At 62.2% G+C, this 23,224-nt stretch carries 11 protein-coding genes; 9 read left to right on the forward strand and 2 right to left on the reverse strand.

Features of this window, described 5'->3' with window-relative positions; all coding sequences use genetic code 11:
- Nucleotides 1–227: 227 nt before the first annotated feature.
- On the forward strand, nucleotides 228–680 hold the full coding sequence (locus tag S6FBBBH3_RS07600) for a hypothetical protein (RefSeq protein ID WP_123957675.1): 453 nt from the start codon (nucleotides 228–230) through the stop codon (nucleotides 678–680).
- On the opposite strand, the gene S6FBBBH3_RS07605 is transcribed toward S6FBBBH3_RS07600, so the two are convergent.
- Nucleotides 670–1,746: a hypothetical protein gene (locus S6FBBBH3_RS07605; RefSeq protein ID WP_123957676.1), complete on the reverse strand. Its 1,077-nt coding sequence runs from the start codon at nucleotides 1,744–1,746 to the stop codon at nucleotides 670–672. The two genes, S6FBBBH3_RS07600 and S6FBBBH3_RS07605, sit on opposite strands and share 11 nt — an antisense overlap.
- A gap of 476 nt (nucleotides 1,747–2,222) precedes the next feature.
- Here S6FBBBH3_RS07605 and S6FBBBH3_RS07610 point away from each other — a divergent pair, with 476 nt between their 5' ends.
- A complete protein-coding gene (locus S6FBBBH3_RS07610) occupies nucleotides 2,223–5,627 on the forward strand; it encodes an autotransporter domain-containing protein (protein WP_120177176.1) in 3,405 nt (1,134 codons plus the stop codon).
- Between the two features lie 286 nt (nucleotides 5,628–5,913).
- Here the strand turns inward: S6FBBBH3_RS07610 and S6FBBBH3_RS07615 are convergent, their stop codons facing one another.
- Complete coding sequence (locus S6FBBBH3_RS07615; protein ID WP_170143880.1) at nucleotides 5,914–6,774, reverse strand: LexA family protein; 861 nt, start codon at nucleotides 6,772–6,774, stop codon at nucleotides 5,914–5,916.
- 361 nt (nucleotides 6,775–7,135) lie between these two features.
- Here S6FBBBH3_RS07615 and S6FBBBH3_RS07620 point away from each other — a divergent pair, with 361 nt between their 5' ends.
- From S6FBBBH3_RS07620 to S6FBBBH3_RS07645, 7 genes are all read left to right on the forward strand, one after another.
- Complete coding sequence (locus tag S6FBBBH3_RS07620; protein ID WP_120177178.1) at nucleotides 7,136–7,354, forward strand: hypothetical protein; 219 nt, start codon at nucleotides 7,136–7,138, stop codon at nucleotides 7,352–7,354.
- A gap of 675 nt (nucleotides 7,355–8,029) precedes the next feature.
- Nucleotides 8,030–9,181 carry a porin gene (locus tag S6FBBBH3_RS07625; protein WP_120177179.1) on the forward strand — a complete coding sequence of 384 codons (1,152 nt, stop codon included), beginning with the start codon at nucleotides 8,030–8,032 and terminating at the stop codon, nucleotides 9,179–9,181.
- A gap of 316 nt (nucleotides 9,182–9,497) precedes the next feature.
- Nucleotides 9,498–11,837 carry a molybdopterin-dependent oxidoreductase gene (locus tag S6FBBBH3_RS07630; RefSeq protein WP_120177180.1) on the forward strand — a complete coding sequence of 780 codons (2,340 nt, stop codon included), beginning with the start codon at nucleotides 9,498–9,500 and terminating at the stop codon, nucleotides 11,835–11,837.
- A gap of 476 nt (nucleotides 11,838–12,313) precedes the next feature.
- The gene (locus tag S6FBBBH3_RS11105; protein ID WP_170143881.1) at nucleotides 12,314–12,484 is read left to right on the forward strand and encodes a hypothetical protein; all 171 of its coding nucleotides are present in this window, start codon (nucleotides 12,314–12,316) and stop codon (nucleotides 12,482–12,484) included.
- A gap of 129 nt (nucleotides 12,485–12,613) precedes the next feature.
- A complete protein-coding gene (locus S6FBBBH3_RS07635) occupies nucleotides 12,614–20,338 on the forward strand; it encodes an autotransporter outer membrane beta-barrel domain-containing protein (RefSeq protein ID WP_120177181.1) in 7,725 nt (2,574 codons plus the stop codon).
- A gap of 220 nt (nucleotides 20,339–20,558) precedes the next feature.
- Nucleotides 20,559–22,298, forward strand: a complete 1,740-nt coding sequence (locus S6FBBBH3_RS07640; protein WP_120177182.1) for an IS1634 family transposase — start codon at nucleotides 20,559–20,561, stop codon at nucleotides 22,296–22,298.
- 57 nt (nucleotides 22,299–22,355) lie between these two features.
- Nucleotides 22,356–22,793, forward strand: a complete 438-nt coding sequence (locus tag S6FBBBH3_RS07645; RefSeq protein WP_408646502.1) for a molybdopterin dinucleotide binding domain-containing protein — start codon at nucleotides 22,356–22,358, stop codon at nucleotides 22,791–22,793.
- Nucleotides 22,794–23,224: the final 431 nt, after the last annotated feature.

A 23,224-nucleotide genomic window follows, 5' to 3' on the forward strand; every position in this document is an offset into this window, starting at 1 on the left:
GCTGCGGGCTCCGTTTTTCGGGGCCCCCAACCCTCCCCGCGTTTTCCTGTACGATGCGCGGTACCTTTTCGGAGCCGTTTCGATGCGTGTTGATGCGTGTTGACCCGCACGGTTGCGGGGCCTTACGGGATTACGCGTTCTTCGGGGCACGTCGTTTCGTTCTTGCTCCCGACGCGCTTCCCAACGTCTTTCCGACTCCTTTTCACCGTTTTTCGTTGTCCGCCGCCATGCCGCTTCGCAAACTTCTTCGCAAAAAAGCCGTTCGCACCGCCCTTCGTCAAACCCTCACCCAGAGTACGGCTGCCGCTGCCGGCACCTCCGCCGCGGGCGGGAGCCTCACGAGCATCCTCACCGCGCTCGCGACGGGTGCGGCGGGTACCGCGGGCGTGGCGGGCGTAGCCAACCTTACGGGCCTCAACATGGCGGACGTCGGTGCGATGGTCGATACGGTCCTTGCGCATGCGAGCCGGATCGACTTTGCGGCGCTCTCCGGTCACGTCGCGGACGGAGCACGTACGGTTGCGGACTTCGGGGGCGACGCGCTCGCCTTCGTGAAAGCCCGCATGCCCGAATGGGCGACCTTTGAGAACGCCGCGAAACTCGCGCGCGAGCTTTTCGACACCCTTCGTCACGCGGCGGGCGAAGGCCTCGAAAAGCTCGGGGAGTTCATCAAATCATAAGCATGCCGTTACGGTACGCGAGCCCTTCGAGGGGATCGAGCACCACGCGGTCGGTGGAACTCAAGGGGCGCAGGATCTTCGTTTTCGACGCGAACGCCGCACGGGCTCCGAAGAGGCTCGGCATGGGGCTTGCCAGACGCACGCCCGCGCGAACGAGCGCACCGTAAAAGACCCGGGACCAAAGAAGGGCCGACGCCGGAAGCGTTTTCTTATCCAGGTGCGCCGTCCCGAACCACTCGAACCCCCAGTGAAGCGCGGGGTCGGCCTCTGTCCCGCGCACGCCCTCGGGAACGAAGATCGACGTACGGAAGTCTTCCGACACCCGGATCGCGAGCGAACAACGGGCCGCATCCGCAAGGCCCGCGTCGTTCTTCGACATCATGAAGGCACGCGCTCGGAAGGGAGCGTGCAAAAGGGCGGCGGGGTCGCAAAGCGCCGCACGCTCCTCTTCGCAGAAGTCGACTTCGGCGGGCATCCCGGCCGCAACGGTCAGGGACGCAATCGTCGTCAGATCTTTCGTCACGTCCCAACGACGAAGCTCCGTCTTGACCGCCTTCGTGCGGGAGTAAAGGAGCAACTCCGTACTCGTCGTCCAGGCGGCGTAGGCATTCAACAACCCGACCGCCACGGGGACGGAGCCGAAGTTTTCCAACGCGAGGCACCGAACATTTTCGTCCGCCGGATCGTCGAAGATCAAAAGAAGCGGAAAGAGGTGCCGGCGTACGGCTCCGGGGCGGCTCTGCTCCAGGTCGACGCGCGGGTCGTAGGCGGAGTGGACGAGTTCGGTCGGAGCAGAGGTTGAAGGGATTGAAGCACAGGCCGGAGCAGCGGAAGGCTCGGCTGCGGGAGCGGGTTCGGCCGCCTCGGCGGTCGGCATGTGTCGGGCGGACTCCTCATTCACATCCGCTCCGGCGAGCGCCTCCGCACGGATGTGCACCAACGCTTCCTGGAGCGCGATGCGCTCTTCGGGCGTAAGCCACAGGTCGGTGCGGCGACGTCCGAGACGTTCCTGTTCGGCGAGGAATCGGGCTTTGCGTTCCTTGGCGGTGGGATCCTTCGGCGGCATGTTCGTCTGAACTCCTTTCGATTTTGCGCGGCGAGCGTCGACGGGAGAGAGATACGCGGACTCCCTCTGCGACGCGATGTTTTCGGTGTTTTCCACCATTGTAGGGAGTGTACGGACGGTTCGAAAGACGAAACGTGCTTCTTGTCCGCCATGGGAGGTCGGCGCAAGGGCTGCTTGTTCACAACAACCGAACGACCGAAGCAGTCTTCTCGAAAGACCGTAGACTTAGGAATTTCCCTTATCCTAAGATGTTTACCTTAGGTCTTTTGGTCTGAATTCTCCTTCGAAAACACGGGATTAGTACCTAGGACTCCAGGTTGTTTTGAAATGTTTCCGTCTGCGTTTTCGGGGGTTTTCCCTCTCCGTCCTGGGGCTTGGGAGTCGGTACCGTTGTTCGGTGTTTCGGCCCGGACCACGCGCCCGACGGGGCGTGCGAGGCCGAGCACACGTTTGCAATCACCTCAGAGGAAAGCAAAATGAATCGTGTTTTCAAGACCCGCTGGAGCGTCGCGCGTCAGCAATACGTCGTCACCGATGAAGAACATGCTGCGAAGGGCAAGGCCTCGAAGAGCGTCGTCGCGCTCGCCGTTGCCGCTGCCGCTGCTTTGACGGCAGGCGCCGCCTCGGCCGCCTACGTCGAACCCGGCTTCGTGGCTCAAACCGCCGAAGACGTCGCGAAGGCCACGGCTTCGTGGGAAACCGCCGAATACTTCGACGATTGGGGCCTCAAGGCCATGAACGCCTCGTCCGCTTACGCGCTCGGCTACAACGGTGACGGCATTGCCGTGGGCGTTATGGACTCCGGCGCCCTTCTGTTCGACCATCCCGACCTCAACGGCGATCGTTTTCATGCCGTTACGGTTGAAAATCAGTCGTACGGTTCGTGGGGCAACCGCTACCCGCAACATGAAGGCGGTGACGGCATCTACACGCCCGACAGCGAAGTACCGGATAGCGGTTCCTGGCAAATGGGCATGAACGACTCGCACGGCACGCACGTGACGGGTACCGTGGGCGGCAACCGCGACGGCAACGTCTTCCACGGCGTGGCTTGGGGTGCGGACATCTACGTCGGCAACACGGGCGGCACGGACGACACGAACTACGGCCCCTTCCAGGATCCGCAGTTCTTCTACCAGGGTTGGAACGCCATTGCGAAGGAACTCTCCAAGGCGAACAAGTTCTCCGACGGCACGACCCGCGGCGGCTTTATCAACAACAGCTTCGGCACGAACACCCGCGTCGTTGACAACGGCAGCACCGGCACCGACGGCGGCAGCACGGGCGTGCATTTCCCGACCGACACGGTTTCCCAGACCGAGTACGAATACTTCCTCTTCATGCGCGATGCCGAAAACCGCGTGAACACGGATTCGAAGTGGGATAACAAGTCCTTCGTCGATGCCGCGTTCGACGCCGTGAAGGACGAAAAGGTTGTCCAGATCTTCACGACCGGCAACCGCGATTTCGCGAACCCCTTCTATCGTCCGCTCTATCCGTACTTCAACCCCGAAGCCGAACAGCACTGGATTGCCGTGAGCGGCCTCACGAAGGACGGCGACAATAACTACAAGCTCTGGAATACGGTCAACGAAGCGGGGAACGCGAAGTGGTGGACCGTCGTCGCCCCGGGCACGAACATTTCCTCGAGCATCGTGAACGACGACGGCACGCCGGGCTACAGCAACACCTACAGCGGCACGTCGATGGCCGCTCCGCACGTGGACGGCGCCATGGCCGTCCTCATGCAGCGCTACGACCAGATGGATGCGCTCCAGGTCCGCGACGTGATGCTCACGACCGCGACCCACTACAACCCCGACGGCTCGATCATGGAAGGCTGGACCAACACCGACGGCACGACGCCGAAGGACGGCGAAGTCTCCGACCGCATGGGTTGGGGCCTGCCCGACCTCAAGAAGGGCATGTACGGTCCGGGCCAGCTCCTCGGCACCTTCACGTACAACATGCGCGACAAGGACAGCATCGACGTTTGGTCGAACGACATCTCCGAAGTGGCGCTCAACCAGCGCCAGGCCGAAGATGCGGATTGGAAGGCCGCCGCTGAAAAGTGGTATGCCGCCGGAAAGCCCATTAAGCTTGAAGACGGTACCATCCCGTTCAACGACGAAGAAAAGAAGCTGATCGGCGACATTCTGCTCGACACGGAAGACGATATCGTCGGTCTGTATCCTGACGATGAAATGATTTCCAAGGAAGAAGCGTTGCGTTGGCGTGACGCCTACTTCCAGAAGCGCCTGCAGGCCATCGACAAGCGCGAATACGACGGCTCCCTTGTGAAGGAAGGCGAAGGCACGCTCGTCATGACGGGTACCAACTCCTACGAAGGCACGACGACGGTGAAGGGCGGCACGCTCCTCGCCTTCGGCGAATCGATCGGTAAGAACAAGACCGTCACGGTCGAAGGCGGCACGTTCGGTGTCATCTCGGGCTACACGGACAACTTCACGCTGACGGGCTCGCACACGAGCACGACGGCGGCCGATACGGGCCTCACGATCAACGTGGCCGACGGCGCCTCCCTCTACGTGAGCGCTGCGGGCGACGTGACGGTCGACCAAGTGACGTTCGGCTCGAACGCGAAGATCATCGTGGGCGTCGAAGGCGCTGCTCCCGAACAGCTCGCCAAGGCCTACACGAACGGCGACGCCGTGGACGGTACGTTCACGACGAAGGCGGGTTCTCTCGCCGGTGCCTCGACCTCTATTGAACAGCAGGATTCCGCGTTCTTCACGGTTTCCAATACGGTCGAATTCTCTGCTGACGGCAAGACCCTCTCGACGAAGCTCGACCGCAAGGAAGGCGTCACCTACGGTACGTTCGCCCGTACGGCCAACGAACGCGCGATCGCTCAGGCTCTCGAAACTCAGACGAACGCCTTCGCGGGTGAAATCCTCTCGATGACGGCCGACGAAGTTTCGAACACGTACGCTTCGCTTTCGGACGACATGTACTCGGCTGCCCGCAACGCCCTGGTCGTCAATTCGACCATGGTGACGCGCGCCGTGATCGATCAGGCTCGCGGCTTCGGCGAAGGCCGTGCGGCGGAACTTGAAAACGGTCGCGGTCGCATTTGGGCCACCGGCATCGGCTTCTGGGGCGATGCAGACGGTTCCGAACGCAGCCTTGACGTCGACTTCCGTGCCGGGTTCCTCGGCGGCGAAGTCGTGGCTCACGAATCCACCAAGCTCGGTGCCTTCTTCGGCTACGGCTCGACCGACTACCAGGGCGACCTCGGCAAGATCGACGGCGACGACCTCCATTACGGTATCTACGGCTTGACCGACATCGGTGCGGTTTCGCTCACTTACGGCGTCAACTACACGACCGAAGACCGCGACTCGCAGCACCTGATGGGTGAAACGCAGAACGCTCACTCCGAAGACGCGACCGTTCTTCAGGCGTATGCCGAAGCGGCCTACAAGTTCGACGTGGGCGGCCTCTCGATCGATCCGTACTTGGGCTTTGCCTGGGCGCGCGTCGAAACGGACGGCTTTGCCGAAAACCTCGGCTCGACCGCGATGAGCGTCAAGGATCAGAAGGACGACATCCAGATGACCACCTTGGGTGCTCGCTTCACGCTCCCCTTCACGATGGGCACGATGCCCGTCGCGTTTAAGGCCGATGCGGGTTGGACGCACTACTTCGGCGACACCGAATCGATCACGCAGCTCCAGCTCGGTGCGGGCGGTAACGTCGCTCAGATCCAGGGCAAGGAACTCAAGGATCAGTTCAACCTCGGTCTGGGCGTGAACGGCCAGGTCGCGAAGAACGTCACGGTCGGCGTTTCGTACACGGGCTCCTTCGGCACCGATACGGACACGCACGGCGTGATCGGCAACGTCCGCTTCGCGTTCTGATCCCCTTTCGGTTGACCCGAAACCGAAAGCACCGAACGTCGTTCACAGGCACTTGCTTCGAACGGCGTTCGGTCTTCCTCCCGGGGAAGCCGATCGCAGAACCGCAAATTGAAACCCCCGCTCGACCAATCGAGCGGGGGTTTCGTTTGTCTTGGGGCCGGGCGGCCTTTCGGGCTACGGCTTCCGGATACGGGTACCGCTTCCGGGCAAGGGAAAAGGCGGGCGGCGCGAGATCTTCCCGCACCCGCCCGCCTTTACGAGAGGCCGGAACGGTCTTCGAGCCTTCTCAGAAGCGTCGAGCAAGCCCCACGACCACGCCTTCGATGCGGAAGCCGTCGAGATCCTCGGGCACGATCTCGGCGTAGCCCGCCGCTTCGTTGCGGGAGAGAAGCTTCGGGTGCCCCTTTTCCACGGCGAGCTCCTTGATCGTGAAGTTGCCGTCGACGTGCGCCAGGACGATCTTCCCGGGACGAGGCTCCGCCGTGCGGTCCACGAACACCATGTCGCCGTCGTGGATCCCCGCGTCGATCATGGAGTCGCCGCTCGCTTCGACGACGAAGGTCGCCTCGGGACGACGTGCCAAATAGTCGGCCGGACTGAAGGCTTCGACGTCCGCATCCGTGCTCGGATTCGGGAAGCCGCAGGCGGCACGCAGATCCAACTTCGGCAGCTGAAGGTTCGCGGCGGGGAGATTCGTCAGGATGTCGTGCTTCTTCTCCTCGGCGTACCGGGCGCACACCGTCTGAGGATCCGCGTCGGGAACGGAATCCTTGAGGGCGAAATAGTTCGTGAGGAGCGAACGCATCTCGGTACTCCCCGCAGCAATGCAGCGGGCGTGAAGTTCGGCGGAGATGCGAATGCGGTACGTGGCGGCAAAGCGCTTCCCGTCAATCGGCGGACGGCCCGCGCCGGGGCGCGCTCCGCCGTGAGGACCGCGGGGTTCGCCGCGCTTTTTCCGGACGCGCTTGGGCTTTACGGGAGCTTCCGTCGCGGGTGCGGCGGCCGCAGGGGCGTGCGCCTCTACTGCGGACACCGCTTCGGGTTGCGTTGCCGTCGGCTTTTCGGTCGACACTTCCGACGTCGCCTTGAGGGCTTCCTTCAGGGCTTCCGTCTCTTTTTTCGTTGCGGTTGTTTTTCGAACGGCCATCGAAATTCTCGTCATTCAGGTATGAAACCGTCGGCAAGCGGCCGACGAACGCCCCTTTATTGTGCCACGATCCGACCTCCGAGTCGAGTCCCAAGCGTCTTTTTACTGCCTCAAAAGCACTCCGTCTTCGCTCGAACACGTGCGCACCCCCGACCCCCAATCCGAGGAAAAACCCTCGGTCGGTACTTTTTCGGTCGATTTTGCATTGACAGTCCGGTTTCCTTTTGATATTGTGACACTAAATCGGGTTTTCGGAAGATTTCGGTATCGGCCTTGGTGCAAAACGACACTTTTCCCGCATCCAAGTCCCCTTCACCAAAGCTTCCGGCTCGATCGACCTCACCCTTCAGGGATACCTGCCATGACCCACTCGTTCCTTTCGCATCCCCTTGCCGCGCTGCCCCTTTCGAAGACCCGCCTCGTCGAAAACGGCGGCATCGCCGCCCTCGGCTTTCTCGCCTTCGTCGCGACGGGGATTCCCGTTGCGGAGGCGCTCCTCTACACGGGTGCGTTTCTCGCGATCGGGCTCGGGTTCGACCTCCTGCGTCTGAGCGTCGAAGGTCGCCGGAAGAACCGCTAAACGTCTCCTTCCGGTCCTCGGCTTCTCAGGACCGACGTCGGGGGCGGCTTCGGATGAGTTCAACGCACTTCAACAAGACGTCGTGCTCCATGCGAACTCGACAAACCTCGCCTTCAAGCGTCGCGACCTCCTCTCGGAGCGCCTGCGTCGTCGCTTTCCGCTCTTCGAGTTGCTTCGAGAGCCGGGCGAGTTGCTCCAAGACCTCCTTGAGGCGTTCCTCTTCGGACGGAGCGCTCGGAACGGACGACGATTCGAGGGATTCTTTGAAGGGTTCTTTTCCGGAATCATGGTTGTGCGTGTTCGGTTCGGAGTCGGAAAAGCGGGAACTCTGACACGGGTTCGGTTACCCGACTCGCACGCATGATGCCTTCGGATCGGCGCGAACCGAATGCTCCGATCGGCATCGAACGCACCTCGCCGAACGCCCGTGTCCAATATGGTGTTAACCCAGATATACAGCTTCATCCAATAAGGGTTGATACGTACTCCTTGGGATAGTGTTGTTTGTACGCAACACTTTTCGTGTTTTCTTAACCCACTGATTAACCTGGAATTTACAATTTTCTGCTTGTTGTACTTCTTCTCCGACTTCCCTTTTGCGGACAGAATGATTCACGTCTTCCGCGAGCACGCAGCGGGTGACGTTCATTTTCAAAAAAATCGGAGATTCATATCATGTTCAAGAAGTCTCTCGCCGCCGTTGCGGTTCTCGCCGCCTTTGCCGGTTCCGCTTACGCTGCCGACGTCACGATGTACGGTCGTGTCGACCTCGGCCTTCGTTACACCAACACCGACGCCGACGTTGCCGGTCAGGACGACGTCAGCAAGTTCGAAATGGCCTCGGGCAACTACACGGGTTCCCGCTTCGGCCTCAAGGGCGAAGAAGACCTCGGCAACGGCCTCAAGGTGGGCTTCGTCCTCGAAAACGGCTTCGACGCCGACGACGGCTCCTTCGACTCGAACGGCGACGACAAGATCTTCGGCCGCCAGGCTTCGCTCCACCTGAAGGGCTCCTTCGGTGAAGTCGCCTTCGGTCGCATGGGCATCATGAACAGCACGGCGGGCACGTTCGGCATCGGCCAGCTCTCCTCGCTCGAAACGGGCTGGGGCGAAGTCGGCAACCAGAACCTCATCTGGGGTGCGGGCTTCTCCTCGCGCTACGACAACATGGTGACCTACGCCACGCCGGAATTTGCGGGCGCCAAGGTGATCGCTCAGTACTCCTTTGGCAAGTCGCACAGCCCCGACGCCGATGACGAGACGACCCAGGTCGAAGGCAAGCCGACCACCGACCGCTACGCCGGTATCGGTGTCACCTACAACGCCAACAACCTCGCTCTGCGTGCGATCGTCGACACGATCAACAAGAAGAGCGGTGACGTTAATCTCGGTGCCGATTACAAGGACGTCGACGACACGGTTCGCGTCACGGTCGGCGGCTCCTACGACTTCGGCGTCGTGAAGCCCTTCCTCGCCGCTTCCTACTTCAAGGACGGTACGGTCGGTGCGATGGCCGGCGTCGGCGGCAATTCCGCCGGCATCTACGACGGCTACGGCTTTGTCCTCGGTGCCGATGCTCCGCTCTTCGGCGGCACGCTGAACGCCACGGTCGGCTACCTCAAGGCCGATGAGCAGAACCTTGACGCCGGCGTCAAGGCCGAAGACATCGACCGCTTCATCGTCGGTGCGGGCTACGAGTACAAGCTCTCGAAGCGCACCCTCGTCTATGTCGACGCCGGCTACGGTCAGGACGACATCGACAACCGTACGAACGGCGACAAGCCTGCCTACTTCCAGGCCGCCTTCGGTATGGCTCACTACTTCTAATCGAGTCTTCGGTTGAAGTCGAGCCGCAGAGGTCGGCGAGGGTGGCGTCCGTGCAAGAGTCCGCTTTCCTTTGACCGGCCGCAGCGGCGGCAGTCACCGACGGAACGTGCAAGCCGTCGACTGCCACGATGAGTTCGAAGCCCGCGGGGTTCACCCCCGCGGGCTTTTTCATGGCTCGAATTTTTTCGAAAGCTCCTTCGAAGCGTTCCCTTTGCGTTTTCACAAGGGAGATTGAGCGAGCGTCTGCCTTCGACGAGCTCAATTCCAGACGCGAAATGGCACAATGCGGGGATCGTTTCATCTTTCTGCTTTCCCCATGACCGCCTCCGCAACCGAAACCTCCGTCCTCACCGCCTCGCACTGGGGCATCGTTCGCGCGTCGGTCCGCGACGGGCGGATCGTGCGCGTCACTCCGTTCGAACTCGACCGCGCCCCCTCGCCCAATCTCGAGCGTCTCGCGAACCTCCCCTATTCGCCCTCCCGCATCCGCTACCCGATGGTGCGCGAAGGCTACCTCAAGAAGGGCCCCGCCTCGCGTGCAAACCGCGGGAAGGACAAGTTCGTGCGCGTTTCCTGGGACGAGGCGCTCGATCTCGTTGCGTCCGAAATCCGCCGCGTCTACGAGCAGTACGGCCCGAGCGCCGTCTTCGGACGGTCCTACGGCTGGATGTCGACGGGAAAAGCGAACAGTGCGGTCACGCTCCAAAGACGCCTTCTCAACCTCATGGGCGGGTTCGTGCCGTGCGAGAACAGCTATTCGACCGCGGCCGTCGGGAAGATTCTTCCCTACGTCGTGGGGACGAGCGATCCCCGCTCGACCTCGTGGGAGGTGGTGCTTGAGAACACCGAATGCGTCGTCTTCTGGGGTGCGGACCCGTTGGTGACGAATGACGTCGATTGGCTCACCACCCTTCACCAAGGCACGGGTTACCTTCGGGCCTTGAAAGAGAAAGGCATCCGCACCGTGAACGTCAACCCGATTCGCACGGACACGGCCGAATTCCTCGGGTCCGAGCAGATTTCTCCGCGCCCCGGCACCGACTGCGCGCTGATGCTCGGGATGATCCACGAGCTCGTGCGCACGAAGGAGGCGGACCTCGAGTTCCTCAAGACCCACACGTCGGGCTCACGCGAATTCCTCGACTACGTCGAAGGCAAAACGGACGGCGTTGCGAAGACCCCCGCTTGGGCCGAAACGAAGTGCGGCGTTCCGGCGGCGAAAATCGCCGAGTTCGCGCACGAACTCAAAGCGCACCGCACGATGCTCATGGTCGGCTGGGGGATTCAGCGCATCCAGTACGGCGAACAGTCCCACTGGATGGCGTTTGCTCTGGCGTCGGTCTTGGGGCAGATCGGCCTTCCCGGGGGCGGCATCGGCACCAACTACCACTATTCGAGCGGGGGTTCCCCCATGGCGTGGGGCCCCTTCCTCGGGGGCATTTCCTCGGCCGTGAAGCCCGTCAAGCCCGTGACAAAGCCCTGGAAGGGGAGCAAAACGATTCCGGTCGCGCGCTTTGCGGAGTGCTTCCTCCATCCGGGAAAAACGATCGACTTCAACGGTCGTAAGGTCACCTATCCCGAAGTACGGCTCGTCATGTGGGCGGGCGGGAACCCGTTTGCACATCAGCCGCAGACGAACAAACTGCGCGAAGCCTGGACGAAGCCCGAAACGGTCGTCGTCACCGACACGGTCTGGACCGCCACGGCGCGCCATGCCGACATCGTGCTTCCGGCCGCGACCGTGTGGGAGCACGCCGACATCACGAATATCGGCACCTATTCGAACGACGGCCTCGTCGCTATGCAGCAGGCGATTCGCCCGCAGTGGGAATCGAAGTCCGACTACGCGATTTTCAGCGCCTTGGCCGAACGCCTCGGTTGCAAGAAAGAGTTCACGGAAGGTCTCGACGAAGCGGGTTGGATCAAGCGTCTTTACAACGAGTCGAAGGCGATGGGCGAGCGCATCGGCGTGAAGCTCCCCGCGTTCGAAGACTTCTGGAAAAAGGGTTACGTGCTCTTTGACGTGAAGGAAAAGGACCGCCGGTTCGTCGCCTTCGAAGACTTCCGCAAAGACCCGAAGGCGAACGCCCTCTCGACCGAAAGCGGCTTGATTCAACTCTATTCGCCCAAGATCGCGGGATACGGCTACGACGACTGCCTCGGGCATCCGTCCTATTTCGAGCCGACCGAAGGCGTCAACACGGCGACGAAGGCCGCGCCCCTTGCGCTCATGGCCGTCAAGAGCCGCTACCGCATGCACAGCCAGTTGGACGGCACGGTGTCGCACGATTACGCCAACATCGACGGGCGCGAACCCTTGTGGATCCATCCGAAGGACGCCGAAGCGCGCGGCATCCGCTCCGGGGACCTCGTCCTTGTTGCGAACGGGCGCGGTCGCGCCATGGCGGGCGCTTACGTGACGGAGCGCGTGATGCCGGGCGTCGTGGTGCTGCACCACGGCGCGTGGTACGCTCCCGTCGAAACGAAGGAAGGGATCCTCGACCTTCGAGGGAATTCGAACACGCTCACGATGGACGAACCCACGTCGAAACTCGCTTGCGGCAACATCGCCTCGACCGCCCTCGTCGAAGTGACGAAGTGGACGGGCGACCGCCCGCACGTCTACGTCTTCGATCCGGTCGAAGAAGCCCTCTGACGCGACTCCGATGTCGGCGGGCGCCTCTCCGGCTCTTCAATTTCATTCGAAGGGCCGCGAGGCTGCACGCTTGACGTGGCGTCCTCAAACGGCCGCGGCCCGGAGCGGGTTCATTCCTGTTCGGGCCGCGGCCGTTTTGCGGTCCTTGCGTCGGAACGAAGCTGCGATCGGAAAGACCGAGGACGAACGACGCACCGAAACACGTGTTTGCCCCGAACAACCGAAAGAAAAAAAAGGGCCGCGAGTCGAAGCCCGTGCGACCTCAAGAACGAATTTAGAAAACCGCGACTCGGGGACAGCCGTCGACCGATAGACTTCGGGAAATCGAGCATTCGAATTTATCGTCGATTTTCAGGAATGAAAACAAATTTTCCGATGCAGGAAGAATCCAATCCATCTTTGCAAACACATGGATTCACCCGAATATACGGCGATATTTTCCGAAGTAAATCACACTCTTTCCGAGCGATTTCACCATGAAATCCGCCCCGAAATTCATCCCGAACTTCGTGTTGCAAGGTTCGAGAATTCCGATGGAAAATGAAACCATTGACGGTATTTTCCGTTTGAAATCGCATGCCGAATTCGTCCTTGCATTCGTCCTCGAATGGCTCGACGACGAAGTACGGGCTTTCGGCCTGCCCTGACGGGGAACTCCGATCCGGGCGCTTGTGACGGCGGTTGTCCGCATTCGTTTCGCCTCGGAAACGGTCGCTCCCCGAACCGTTCTCGGGCGCCTCGTGCGCTCGGACGGGCTACCTCATCGGAGGAGACTTATGAACCGCATCTATCGGACTCGCAAAAACCGGCGCACCGGCGCTTTGACGGCCGTTTCGGAATTGAAGCACGCCGACGGGAAGAAAACCGTTTCGCTCTGCGCCGCGGCGGTGACCTCGGCGCTCGTCGCCCTGGGTCTAGCCGTCTCGCCCGCCGTGCTTGCCACCCCCTGGTCGACGGGGGAAGACATCAATCTCTCGAAAGAAATCGACGACGGGATGACCCATATCCCGGGGCCCGATTTTACCGAAGGCGACGTAGCCTTTGCGTTCGGCGACTCGAAGACGCCCGCCAAGACCTACGTCACGGACATTTACCTTGCGGACTCCGATCCGTCGGCCCTGAAAACCTACTTCCACTTTCAGGGGAAGGATTCGGGCGAAGTGACGCTCGATCTGACGAGCGGCACCGTGCTCGACCTCTTCGCGCAGACGAAGGGCTTCGAGCAGACGCTCGTGAGTACCACGGGGCACATCGACACGACGGGCGGCGTGCCGTGGGGCGATCTGCGCGACCGCTTTTATCTGAGCACGGGTAACGGCGAAGAGAATACCCCCGAGACGAGCATTTTCTACCAGTACCTCGCCTACGGCCCCGACACGTCGGATCGCATCGGCCGCGCCTCGTACGTCATCGGCGAAGAAGCTTTGAACCTCCTGGGCGTTTCCGTCGACAAGTCCGACTATATCAACGGTCTGAAGTGGACCGATCAAACGGTCGGGACCTATGTCGTACTTTCGGGAATCGATCTCAATGAAGGGAAAACGCTCTCGCTTTCCGTCCCTGCGGGTTCGCAAACGTTCGGAGCGAAGCTTACGGGCGCGGGCGGCATCGCACTTACGGGCGCGGGGCGCGACACGTCGACCGTTCGGTTCGAGCCCCTCTACCGGAGCAACGACCCGACGATCGACGCGCTTTTTGCGGGAGCGAACACCTTTACGGGCGGCGTACGCCTGAGCGGCCTCAAGGTCGAACTGGCCCGACCGACCGCGCTCGGCACGGGCAATACGATCCATGCGTCGAACGCGTACGTTTGGGAAACGACGGACGGAAGCCTCGCCGACAACCACGCGATCAACTTCTCGGATTCCGAGTTTTCGGTTATCAACGGACTCACGGCCGCGAATACGACCTTTTTGGGGACGAACTCCGTCAACTCCTCGGGGCAGACCTCGGACGGGAACGCCTTCCGAGCGGCAAACGTCGACATCTACGCCTCGAGCTCGCTCACGGTCTCGGGCGGCAACGCTACGACCGGTACCCTCGCCATGCGCGGCGGAGCGACGCTCACCCTCACGAACGACGGGGCTATGGTTTCGGGCACCGACGTCACCGTTTTCAGCTGGGGCAACCGGATCGACGCTTCGGAGCTTTATGCGTCGACCCTCACCCTCAAAAAGAATACGTCCTCAAGCGCGTACCTCACGGTGACGGGCGGCGCGAAGGTCGAGGGCGCCCTGACGCTTGAGTCGGGCGGCCTCCTCTCGGCGGCCGACGCCCTCGTAGCGGGCAGCCTCGCGATGACGGGCGGCGAGATCATAGCGAGCACCCTGCGCGTCGACTCGTCGGTCACGGACCTCCACGGCGCGAACACCCTCAGCGTGAACGCGGCGGGAGAAGCGCTCTTCACGGAAGGCTTCGCTCTTGCGGGCGAAGACACCGAACTCACGGTCAACGGGAACTTCACGGCTTGGGGCGATTCGACGCTCGAAGACGCCCAACTCACGACAACGGGAACGTTTGAATTCGGCGACCTTTCGGCCTCGGGCACCTCGGGGCTCACGGCCGACGGGAATGCCTCGGGCAACGCGCTCGGTCTCACGGAATCGGCCCGAGTCGATTTCACCTCCGGGGCGAAAATCGCAGAAACGGTCTCGCTCGCGGATTCCGCAACCCTCGCGGCCGAAGGGCGTATCTCCGCGAATTCGCTCGTTCTCGCCGACAATGCGACGCTCGACGTGCCCGAAGCACGCCTCACCGAGAGCCTCGTCTTTGAGAATACGACGCGCACCTACGAAACGACGACGACCGGGTACGGGAACTCCGCGTACCGCGTCGAGCTTAACGGCTCGGACGTCGCCTACGGCGATGCGGCCGGTCAGATGACGCACGTTGCCTCGACCCTCCTGCAAGACGGCTCCTACCTGACGGTCGACTACGCGAACAAGGACTTCCTCGGGAAATCCGTCGCAATGGAAACGTCGAAGGGACTCTTCAACCGTCTGACATTGAAGTCGGAGAACGGCATTCAAAACCTCGACCTCAAGCTTTCGGGCGCGACCGAAGACGTGGTCGAACTCAAAGGCTCGGGCGCGGTGACGCTCTCCGATACGTTTGCGGAGAACTCGGCCGACTACGCGGGCTGGATCCGCATGACGGGCACGAGCCTCGACCTCACGACCGAATCCGGGAAACTCAACTCGACCCTGACCTCGGGCCAGGGCGTTTCGGTCGGTGCGGGCGGCACGCTCCTCTACGCGGGAAATACGACGCTCGAATTGAACCGCATCGGCTGGGCCGGCCCGGGCGATAACACCCCGAGCGGCACGCTCGACCTTTCCGGGTTCGATTTTTCGGCGCTTGACGACGACACGCCCGCCTTGCGGGTCGACTCCGTCACCGTGAACGGCGCCGGTACGATTCGGCTCGATCAGTCGGTCGTGACGGGCCTTGACGACGGAACGAGCAGCGTGTCGGGCGACCACATCTTCCAAACGCTCTCCAGCACGAACCGTCGACTCGTCGTTGAAACGACGGCCAACCCGAACGCCAATCAGATTCACGGCACGGTCGACGTCAACGTCGTCGGAAGCGAAGAAGACTCCTCCACCCTCACGGGCTACTTCAATGCGAACGGTACGTTTGCCGGCACCGATGCGAGCGACGACACGGGCGTCGCCACGGGCACATGGGGCTTCACGACGCTCTTTGAGGACGGGAACCTCTATGTGACGCACGGTCTCGCGCAAGTCGAGCTTCGCGGGGAAAAAGCGGATCAAAAAGCGCTCGAACTCGCCGTCGACGGCACGACCGAACAGCGCTTCGACGTCCGTCTCACGGGCTCGGGCGACCTGCGAAAGACGGGCACCGGGACGCTTCTCCTCAACAACACGCTCTCCGACATGTCGGGGACGACGTACGTCGAAGCGGGTACGCTCGCGGCCGATGCGGGCGCGCTCGGCACCGCGGCGCTCGATGTCGCGGGAAGTGCGGTCTTCGAACTCCACGGCGGTCAGGATACAAAAAACACTCAGTCGGTGCGCACGCTCAACGTGGCCGAGGGCGGCACGGTCGAAATCGACTCCGACCCGGCGAGTCCCGACCTCCTCACGCTTTCTTTGACCGAGGGCGGCACCTTTGCCGCGGGCTCGACCCTGACGGGGACAAGCACCTCGCAGCTCGCGCTTGCGGGCGGGACGCTTGAAATCACCGACCTCGAACAGACGGCCGAAAACTTCAAGGGCTCGATCGATCTGGCCGCGGGGACGACGCTCAAGCTTTCCGGAGACGATACCGAGAAGCAGGCCGATCTCTCCCTCCTCTCCGGCACGGGTAAGGTGATTCTTGCGGACAAGGCGCTTTACGGAAGCAAAGCGGGCTTCACCGGAACGATCGTGGTCGACGACGGTTGGCTCACGATCAATAAGGACGCGAACACCGGAACGCCCGGCAACCGCGCGTCGCTTGCGATGAGCAAAGGCATCGTCGATTCGACGGATAAAACGCACGTCTTCAAGACGATCACCCTCACGGGCGGCCAACTCGGCGTAGGGAGCGCCGTTCCCGGCTCGGACGCGACGGGGGCCCTCATTGCAACCGACGGTCTCACGCTCAAGAACATGGTGATCGACGTCGACAACACCGAAAACCAAGCGGACGTTCCCGCGGAAAGTCTTCTTGCCGTCGACAACGAAACGGGGGCGACGTCCTGGCTCGTGCGGCTTGCGAAGAATTCGACGGCTGAGGCCGTCATCGACGCCGATTCGATCACCGTCAACGCGAAAGCTCACGAACAAACGAGCGACCTCGTTCAGGACGGTGCGGACGTAGGCGACGTCACCTATGAAACCGGAGTCGTTGTCGACGCGACGGGTATCGGCATCAACTACCGTGCAACCGCTCTGACGCTCACGGGCGAACTCGAACTCGCGGGTTCGGATACCGTCACCGCCGATTCGACCCTCGACCTCAAAATCAATGGAGAGGACTCGGGCGGCATTCGCGTGACGGACAAAACCGTAACGCTCGCGAAGACGGGCACCTACGGGACGCTCTCCGTCGACGAAGGTGCGAAGGTGGCGGTCAATGGCACCCAGACGCTTGCGCGCGGGGGCGAGATCCTCGGTGCGGTCGAAACGGCCGAGGGGACCGAGTTGCTCGTGACGGGCGGAACGCTTACGATCGGGGCCGCGGCCTCCACCAAATTTGCGGCCGCGCTCGATGCGAAGGATGCCGCTCGGGGTGCCGCGCTTCGCTTCGAGGGCCGTCAGGGTACGGCCAAGGGTAAACTCTTTGAGGGTAACCTTGCGGCTCGCAAGGATGCGCGCGTCGAATTTTCCGGGACTTCGGGCAACTTCGCCCTCAGCTCGGGAACGGCCGCGTACGTACTCGAAGATGCGAGCCACATCACCTTCGGTCCTGCGGCGGGCAAAGACTTCGTCGCGGACAAGGTCGCGGTCGACGCGACGAGCACGGCCTACTACGACCTCACGGGTCCTGCGGCGGGCTCGGTCGACCTCTCGGGCGTGACGGGCGAAGGCCGCGTTTCGCTCGGCTACCGCGAAGCGGGCGGCACGCTCGCGGCTTCCTCCGTGAACGAAGCCTTCACGGGCACGCTCGCCTACTCGAACGCCGAGCTCGTCATCGGGACCGATACGTCCGTCGCGAATTCCGCGCTTACGCACTTTGCATCGCAGCAAGGGAAACTTGAAGTCGGTGCGGGGTCGGTGCTCGGCATCAACAACCTGAAGACGATCGGCTCGGACGGCACCGTGGCCCCCGTTCCGATCGCCCTGGCGGGCGACCTGACGGTGGCGGAGGGCGCCACGCTCGACTTCACGCCGGGCATTCGCATCGGAAACGGCGAGGGGTACCTCGGAAACGCTTCGGGCGTCTCCGTCAATGCGATCGACATGCGGGGGCACGTGCTTCGCGCCTCGGGCGGCGTGACGGTCAAGGCCGACATCAAAGACCTCGACTTCGCAAGCGGCTTGCCGGGCAACGGCTCCTTCGACGGGTCGATTCTCGACCTGATCGGCGAAGAGCCCGATTACCCGGTCCTCGCGCTCATCACGAACGTCGGCGCCGACGCGGATACGCTCGCGCGCCTTGCCGCCGCCATGACGCTCGACGCGGGCGAAGCCGCAAGCGAATTCACCGTCGATTACTGGCAGCCCGATTGGACGGGCGGCACGGGCGAAGCCCTTCACGTCGCCAACGTCCGTACGGGTGCGAAGATCGTCGCGGACGCGGCGAATTCGGGCCTTGCGGTCGGTGCGGGGATTACGGGTATCGACATTCGTCCGAACGCCACGCTGCGCATCGACCCCTCCGCCTCGACCGACACGGGCGCTGAGACGCATACGATGGACGCCGTCATCACCGGGGACGACTCCGTCACGCTCGTCGTCACGGGGAACTACGGCGACGCGAATTCAAGCGTCGTCTTTGCGGCCGACAACACCTATACGGGTGAAACCCGTATCGAGCGCGGCGCCGAGGTGCGTGCGACGGCCGCGCGCGCTTTTGCCTCGAGCAAACGCGTCTCGGTGGGGACCGTCGACCCCGCTCGTCTCGACGAACGCACGACGCTTGCCTTCGCGCACGATGCCGCGCGGTCCGATACGACGACCGAACACGCCGTGCGCGCGCTCGAAGCGGGCGACGCGGGGACGGTCGTACTCGAAGACCGCACGGCCCTCACGCTTACGGACGGACACTCGTCCTTTGCCGCGGGCTCGATCCTCACGGGCACGGAAAACACCGCCCTTCGCCTGAGCGCCTCGGGCGCGCAGGGGGTTGAGGTCGACTTCGCGAATCCCGCCGAAACCCTGAAGGACTTTGCCGGCACGTTCGCGCTCGGCGCCGGAACGGTCGTCAATCTCGCGGTCGAGGGCGACACGCCCTTTACGTGGCACAACAACGTGGGTTACCTCCTCGACGCGCGTTCGCGTGCGCTCTCCTCGGGCGAATTCGTGAAGACCGGTTCGGGCACGCTCGTTATCGACGGCACCGTCACGGATCGCCTCCCCGGCATGTACCTCACGAGTCGCGAGGGCACGACGCACCTGCGGGGCGGCGCCATGCTCCCCGGCCTTACGGCCGCTTCGCGCGTCACCGTCGACGGGGTGGCCTCCTTCGGGAACCTCACGGCCCGAACGGGGAACCTCTTCGAGCTCGACGTGGCAACGGGCGTTGCAACGGACTCGACGGACACTCTCGCGAGCGAGACGGCCGGCGAACCCGTCCGCATCGATGAGATCGGTGCGAACGGCTCGGACGGCATTCGCGTGCTCGGCACCGCTTCGGGGATCTTCAACGTCGCCGTGACGTCAAGCACGAACCGCGGCGCCGAGGAACGCATCCGCGTGATGGACATCGCCCGTCGCGACGACGCGAACTTCGGCGTGCGACTCGTCGACGCGACCACGGGAGCCGCGCTCCCGGGGCTTGAAATCGGCGGCTACGACTACGTGCTCGTCGCGGACGACCGCATCGAAGATCCGGGCACCGACCTCTGGTTGTCGAGCATTGCAGGCGACGAAGGGTCGCGCAACACGGCGGTCTCGGCAGGCTCCTACCTGGGCGTTGCCGCCGCGGCGCAGCTCTTCGACTTGTCGCTTCACGACCGCATGAGCAACCGCTCGTGGCTCAAAGCAAACGCCGACGGGTCGATCGCCAACGCCTTCTGGGTGGTTGAAAACGTCTCGCACGAGCGCTACGGCGATTCGACGGGCCAGATTTCGGTGCACGACACGGCCTCGACCACGACGCTCGGCTCCGACGTCCTTTCGGGACTTGCGGCGGGCGGCACGTGGTACGCGGGGGCGATGTTCTCCTACGCCACCGAAGACACGAAGAGCCGTTCGACGCGCACGGGCCTCGAATCCCGTGCCGACACGGACGCGTGGGGTGCCGGTATCTATGCGGGGTGGCAGCTTGAGGGCGCCGACCGCACGGGTCCCTACGTCGACGGCTGGCTCATGTGGACCGACGCCGAGAGCGACGTGAAGGGCTTGAACGTCTCCGAAACCGCCGAAGGGAACGGGCTCTCCGCCTCGCTCGAAGCGGGCTGGGGCTTCAAGGCCTTCTCCTACGACGCGCACGGTCAGGCGGGCGACATCTACGTCGAACCGCACGTCTCCGTCACGTGGTTCGGTTACGAAGCGGACGACATCTCGAACGACGTTCACGACGTGACCTTCGAAGGGAAGGACAACATCCGCACGAAGCTGGGTGTGAAGACCTACGCCTTCGGGAAGACGACGGGCGGGTTCTCCCCCTACGTCGAACTCAACTGGATCCACAACACCGAAACCTACGGCGTCACGATGTCGAACGTGACCGTCGAGCAGATGGGTGCCGAAGACCAGGCCGAAGTTCGCGCGGGCGCCGACTGGCGCGTGACGGATTCGCTCTCCGTCTGGGGCCACTTCGGTTACGCCTCGGGCTCGAACGGCTACTCGGCGAGCGAAGGCACGCTCGGCTTGCGTTACGCCTTCTGATCCCGACCGAACCCTTCGGGAACACCCGAAGCGTTTGAGTCGCACCTCAACGGCCTCCCCTTCCGGGGAGGCGCTTCCCCCCGCCGGAATTCCACGGCGGGGGTCTTTTTCCTGAGTTTGACAGTTGCAACTAGGGGCAATCCTTGCTCAGCCTGGGGTTGTGCCCCTTTTTTATCGTCCCCAACATGTTATAATATAGTTATATTTTTATGGGCGCACGATGAATCTCGTTATTCAGAAAACCGGGGGCAAGGAGTACGTCTCTTTTCGCGAGTCCTTTTGGGACCCTGTAAAGAAGAAAACCTCCAGCAGAACCGTCCGCAACTTCGGACGGCTGGATCTGTTGCTGGCTCAGGATCCCGAAGCGCTCGACAAGCTGCGTGCTCAGGCCGAGGAGCTCAAGAAAGCACATCAGGAGTCGAAGAATGCGCTCCTGCAGAAACGCGTCAAAGAGGCTTTGTCAATCAAAGCCCGCGGCGCCTCCACAGGGGACAGCCGCACGGTGATGCTTGGGTCGAGCGTGTACCGCCAGATCTGGGAGCGCCTCGCGATGCCGAGAAAACTGCGTGATCTGCAAAGCAAGGGAAACACCCGCTTCGACTTCCCGAACGCGGTCTTCTACATGGTGGCCGCCCGCAGCCTCATGCCCGACTCGAAGCTGGCTCAGTGGGAGCGCCGCAATCGGTTTTTGTACGGCAGCGACAAACTCCGGCTCTGCCACCTGTATCGAGCCATCGATCTTCTGTGCGCCAATAAGGAGCAGCTGGTTGCCTACATGAATAGGCAGATCGCCAAGCAGTACAAGCGGGCGGTCACCGTCGCGCTCTACGACGTCACTACGTACCGGTTCGAAAGCCAAGACGCCGACACACCGCGCAATTTCGGCTTCTCAAAGGACCACAAATTCAATCAGGTCCAAGTGATGATGGGGCTCTTGATCGATCAAAACGGCATTCCGATCGATTACGAACTATTCCCCGGCAATACCGGCGAATTCAGCACGATGCTGCCCTTGCTTCGCAAACTCAAGGACACGTACGGCATCGAGCGGGTGGTGGTTACCGCGGATCGCGGCCTGAACAGCGGCGCGAACCTGTACGCGCTGCGCGAGATGGGGCTCGATTATGTCATCGCGTACCGCTTGCGCAGCAACGCCGCCAAGATGCTGCCGCTGATCCGCGACAGCGAGGGCTGGACCGTGCGGAACAGCAGTGTTCGCACCGATGTCTCGAAGTTCCGAGTCACCGAGGAGACACGGCGTGTTCGAGTTACCGATGAATGCACCGGCCGGCCCAAATTCATTGACATCACATCGAAGCTGCTGCTCAACTATTCGGAGCACAGAGCTCGAAAAGATGCGCACGACAGAAGCAGCCTGGTCGCAAAGGCCGAGCGTTACGCCGAACATCCGGGATTGCTCAAAAGCGACCTGCGACGCGGCGGCAAGAGCTATCTCAAGCTGAAGGAAGGCAACTTGGGAGCCGGCCCGGACACCGAGCGCATCGAAGAAACTGAAGCCTTCGATGGGTATTGCGGAATTTGCTACTCAGATGCGAAAATGACGCCCGACGAAGTCCTGAGGATTCATCACAGTCTCCGGCAAATCGAAGAGTCCTTCAGAATTTCGAAGTCGCTACTGGAGGCGCGCCCGTGCTTTCACTGGACGGAATCACGCATTCGAGGCCACTTTCTGATCTGCTACATCGCCTTGGTCATCCATCGCCTCTTGGAGACCGAGCTGGCGGCAGCCGATGAGAGCATCACCGCGGAGCGGATCATCGAAGCGCTGAGCGAGGCAACGTTGACGGAAGTGCAGTTGCCGGACGGCGAGAAGTTCTACACGAAATCCAACACCGCGGGCGATTTCGAGACCATAGCAAGAGTGGTCGGACTGAAACCGTTGCCGGGTCTTGCGAGCGAGGCGGACGTAAAGCGCGCACTAAGAGTGAAGGCCTTATAACAGCTTACGAACGGTGGAAAAACAGGCGAGAGCCCTTGCCGGGCAAGGTTTCTCGCCATTTTTAACTGTCAAACTCAGGAGAGCCGCTACCGCATGCACAGCCAGTTGGACGGCACGGTGTCGCACGACTACGCCAACATCGACGGGCGCGAACCCTTGTGGATCCATCCGAAGGACGCCGAAGCGCGCGGCATCCGCTCCGGGGACCTCGTCCTTGTTGCGAACGGGCGCGGTCGCGCCATGGCGGGCGCTTACGTAACGGAGCGCGTGATGCCGGGCGTCGTGGTGTTTCATCACGGCGCATGGTACGCTCCCGTCGAAACGAAGGAAGGGATCCTCGACCTCCGAGGGAATTCGAACACGCTCACGATGGACGAACCCACGTCGAAACTTGCCTGCGGCAACATCGCCTCGACCGCCCTCGTTGAGGTCGCCCGATGGACGGGCGAACGCCGTCACGTCTATGTCTTCGATCCGATCGAAGAAGCCCTCTGACGCGATTTCGACAGCCCCCGCGCCTCGCCGACTCTTCGACTCCGCTCGATGAGCATCGGGGCGTGAGCTCGACGTCGAGCCCATAAACGACTCGCGCCCCGGAGACCTGAGGTTTTCCGGGGCGCGTTCTTTTTCCTCGGGCTTTTCCTCGGAATTCGCTCGTTTTCGAGACCGTGCGCGCGATCGGAAAGGCTCTGCGGCTTCAAAACCGATGACAGTTCCATTCGAATTTTATTGCGGATTTCACCGCTTTCGGTACGGTTCTTTTCAACGCATATGAGCGCGGTGCGGAAATTCGCTTTTTATCCGGCGAAATCGGGAAAAAGTGCTTTAAAGACCGTCCTTCTCGCCATGGGCGGTATTCGCCCCCGAAAATCCTGTAAATACACGGACTTCTCAAATATCCTCCAATTTCTTAAGGTAAACACGAC

This window comes from Sutterella megalosphaeroides, from assembly GCF_003609995.1.
GTDB lineage: Bacteria > Pseudomonadota > Gammaproteobacteria > Burkholderiales > Burkholderiaceae_F > Sutterella > Sutterella megalosphaeroides.

Coding starts and splice junctions, on each gene's coding strand:
- S6FBBBH3_RS07600 (WP_123957675.1), top strand. CDS start 228: ATGCCGCTTCGCAAACTTCTTCGCAAAAAAGCCGTTCGCACCGCCCTT.
- S6FBBBH3_RS07605 (WP_123957676.1), bottom strand. CDS start 1,746: ATGCCGCCGAAGGATCCCACCGCCAAGGAACGCAAAGCCCGATTCCTC.
- S6FBBBH3_RS07610 (WP_120177176.1), top strand. CDS start 2,223: ATGAATCGTGTTTTCAAGACCCGCTGGAGCGTCGCGCGTCAGCAATAC.
- S6FBBBH3_RS07615 (WP_170143880.1), bottom strand. CDS start 6,774: ATGGCCGTTCGAAAAACAACCGCAACGAAAAAAGAGACGGAAGCCCTG.
- S6FBBBH3_RS07620 (WP_120177178.1), top strand. CDS start 7,136: ATGACCCACTCGTTCCTTTCGCATCCCCTTGCCGCGCTGCCCCTTTCG.
- S6FBBBH3_RS07625 (WP_120177179.1), top strand. CDS start 8,030: ATGTTCAAGAAGTCTCTCGCCGCCGTTGCGGTTCTCGCCGCCTTTGCC.
- S6FBBBH3_RS07630 (WP_120177180.1), top strand. CDS start 9,498: ATGACCGCCTCCGCAACCGAAACCTCCGTCCTCACCGCCTCGCACTGG.
- S6FBBBH3_RS11105 (WP_170143881.1), top strand. CDS start 12,314: ATGAAATCCGCCCCGAAATTCATCCCGAACTTCGTGTTGCAAGGTTCG.
- S6FBBBH3_RS07635 (WP_120177181.1), top strand. CDS start 12,614: ATGAACCGCATCTATCGGACTCGCAAAAACCGGCGCACCGGCGCTTTG.
- S6FBBBH3_RS07640 (WP_120177182.1), top strand. CDS start 20,559: ATGAATCTCGTTATTCAGAAAACCGGGGGCAAGGAGTACGTCTCTTTT.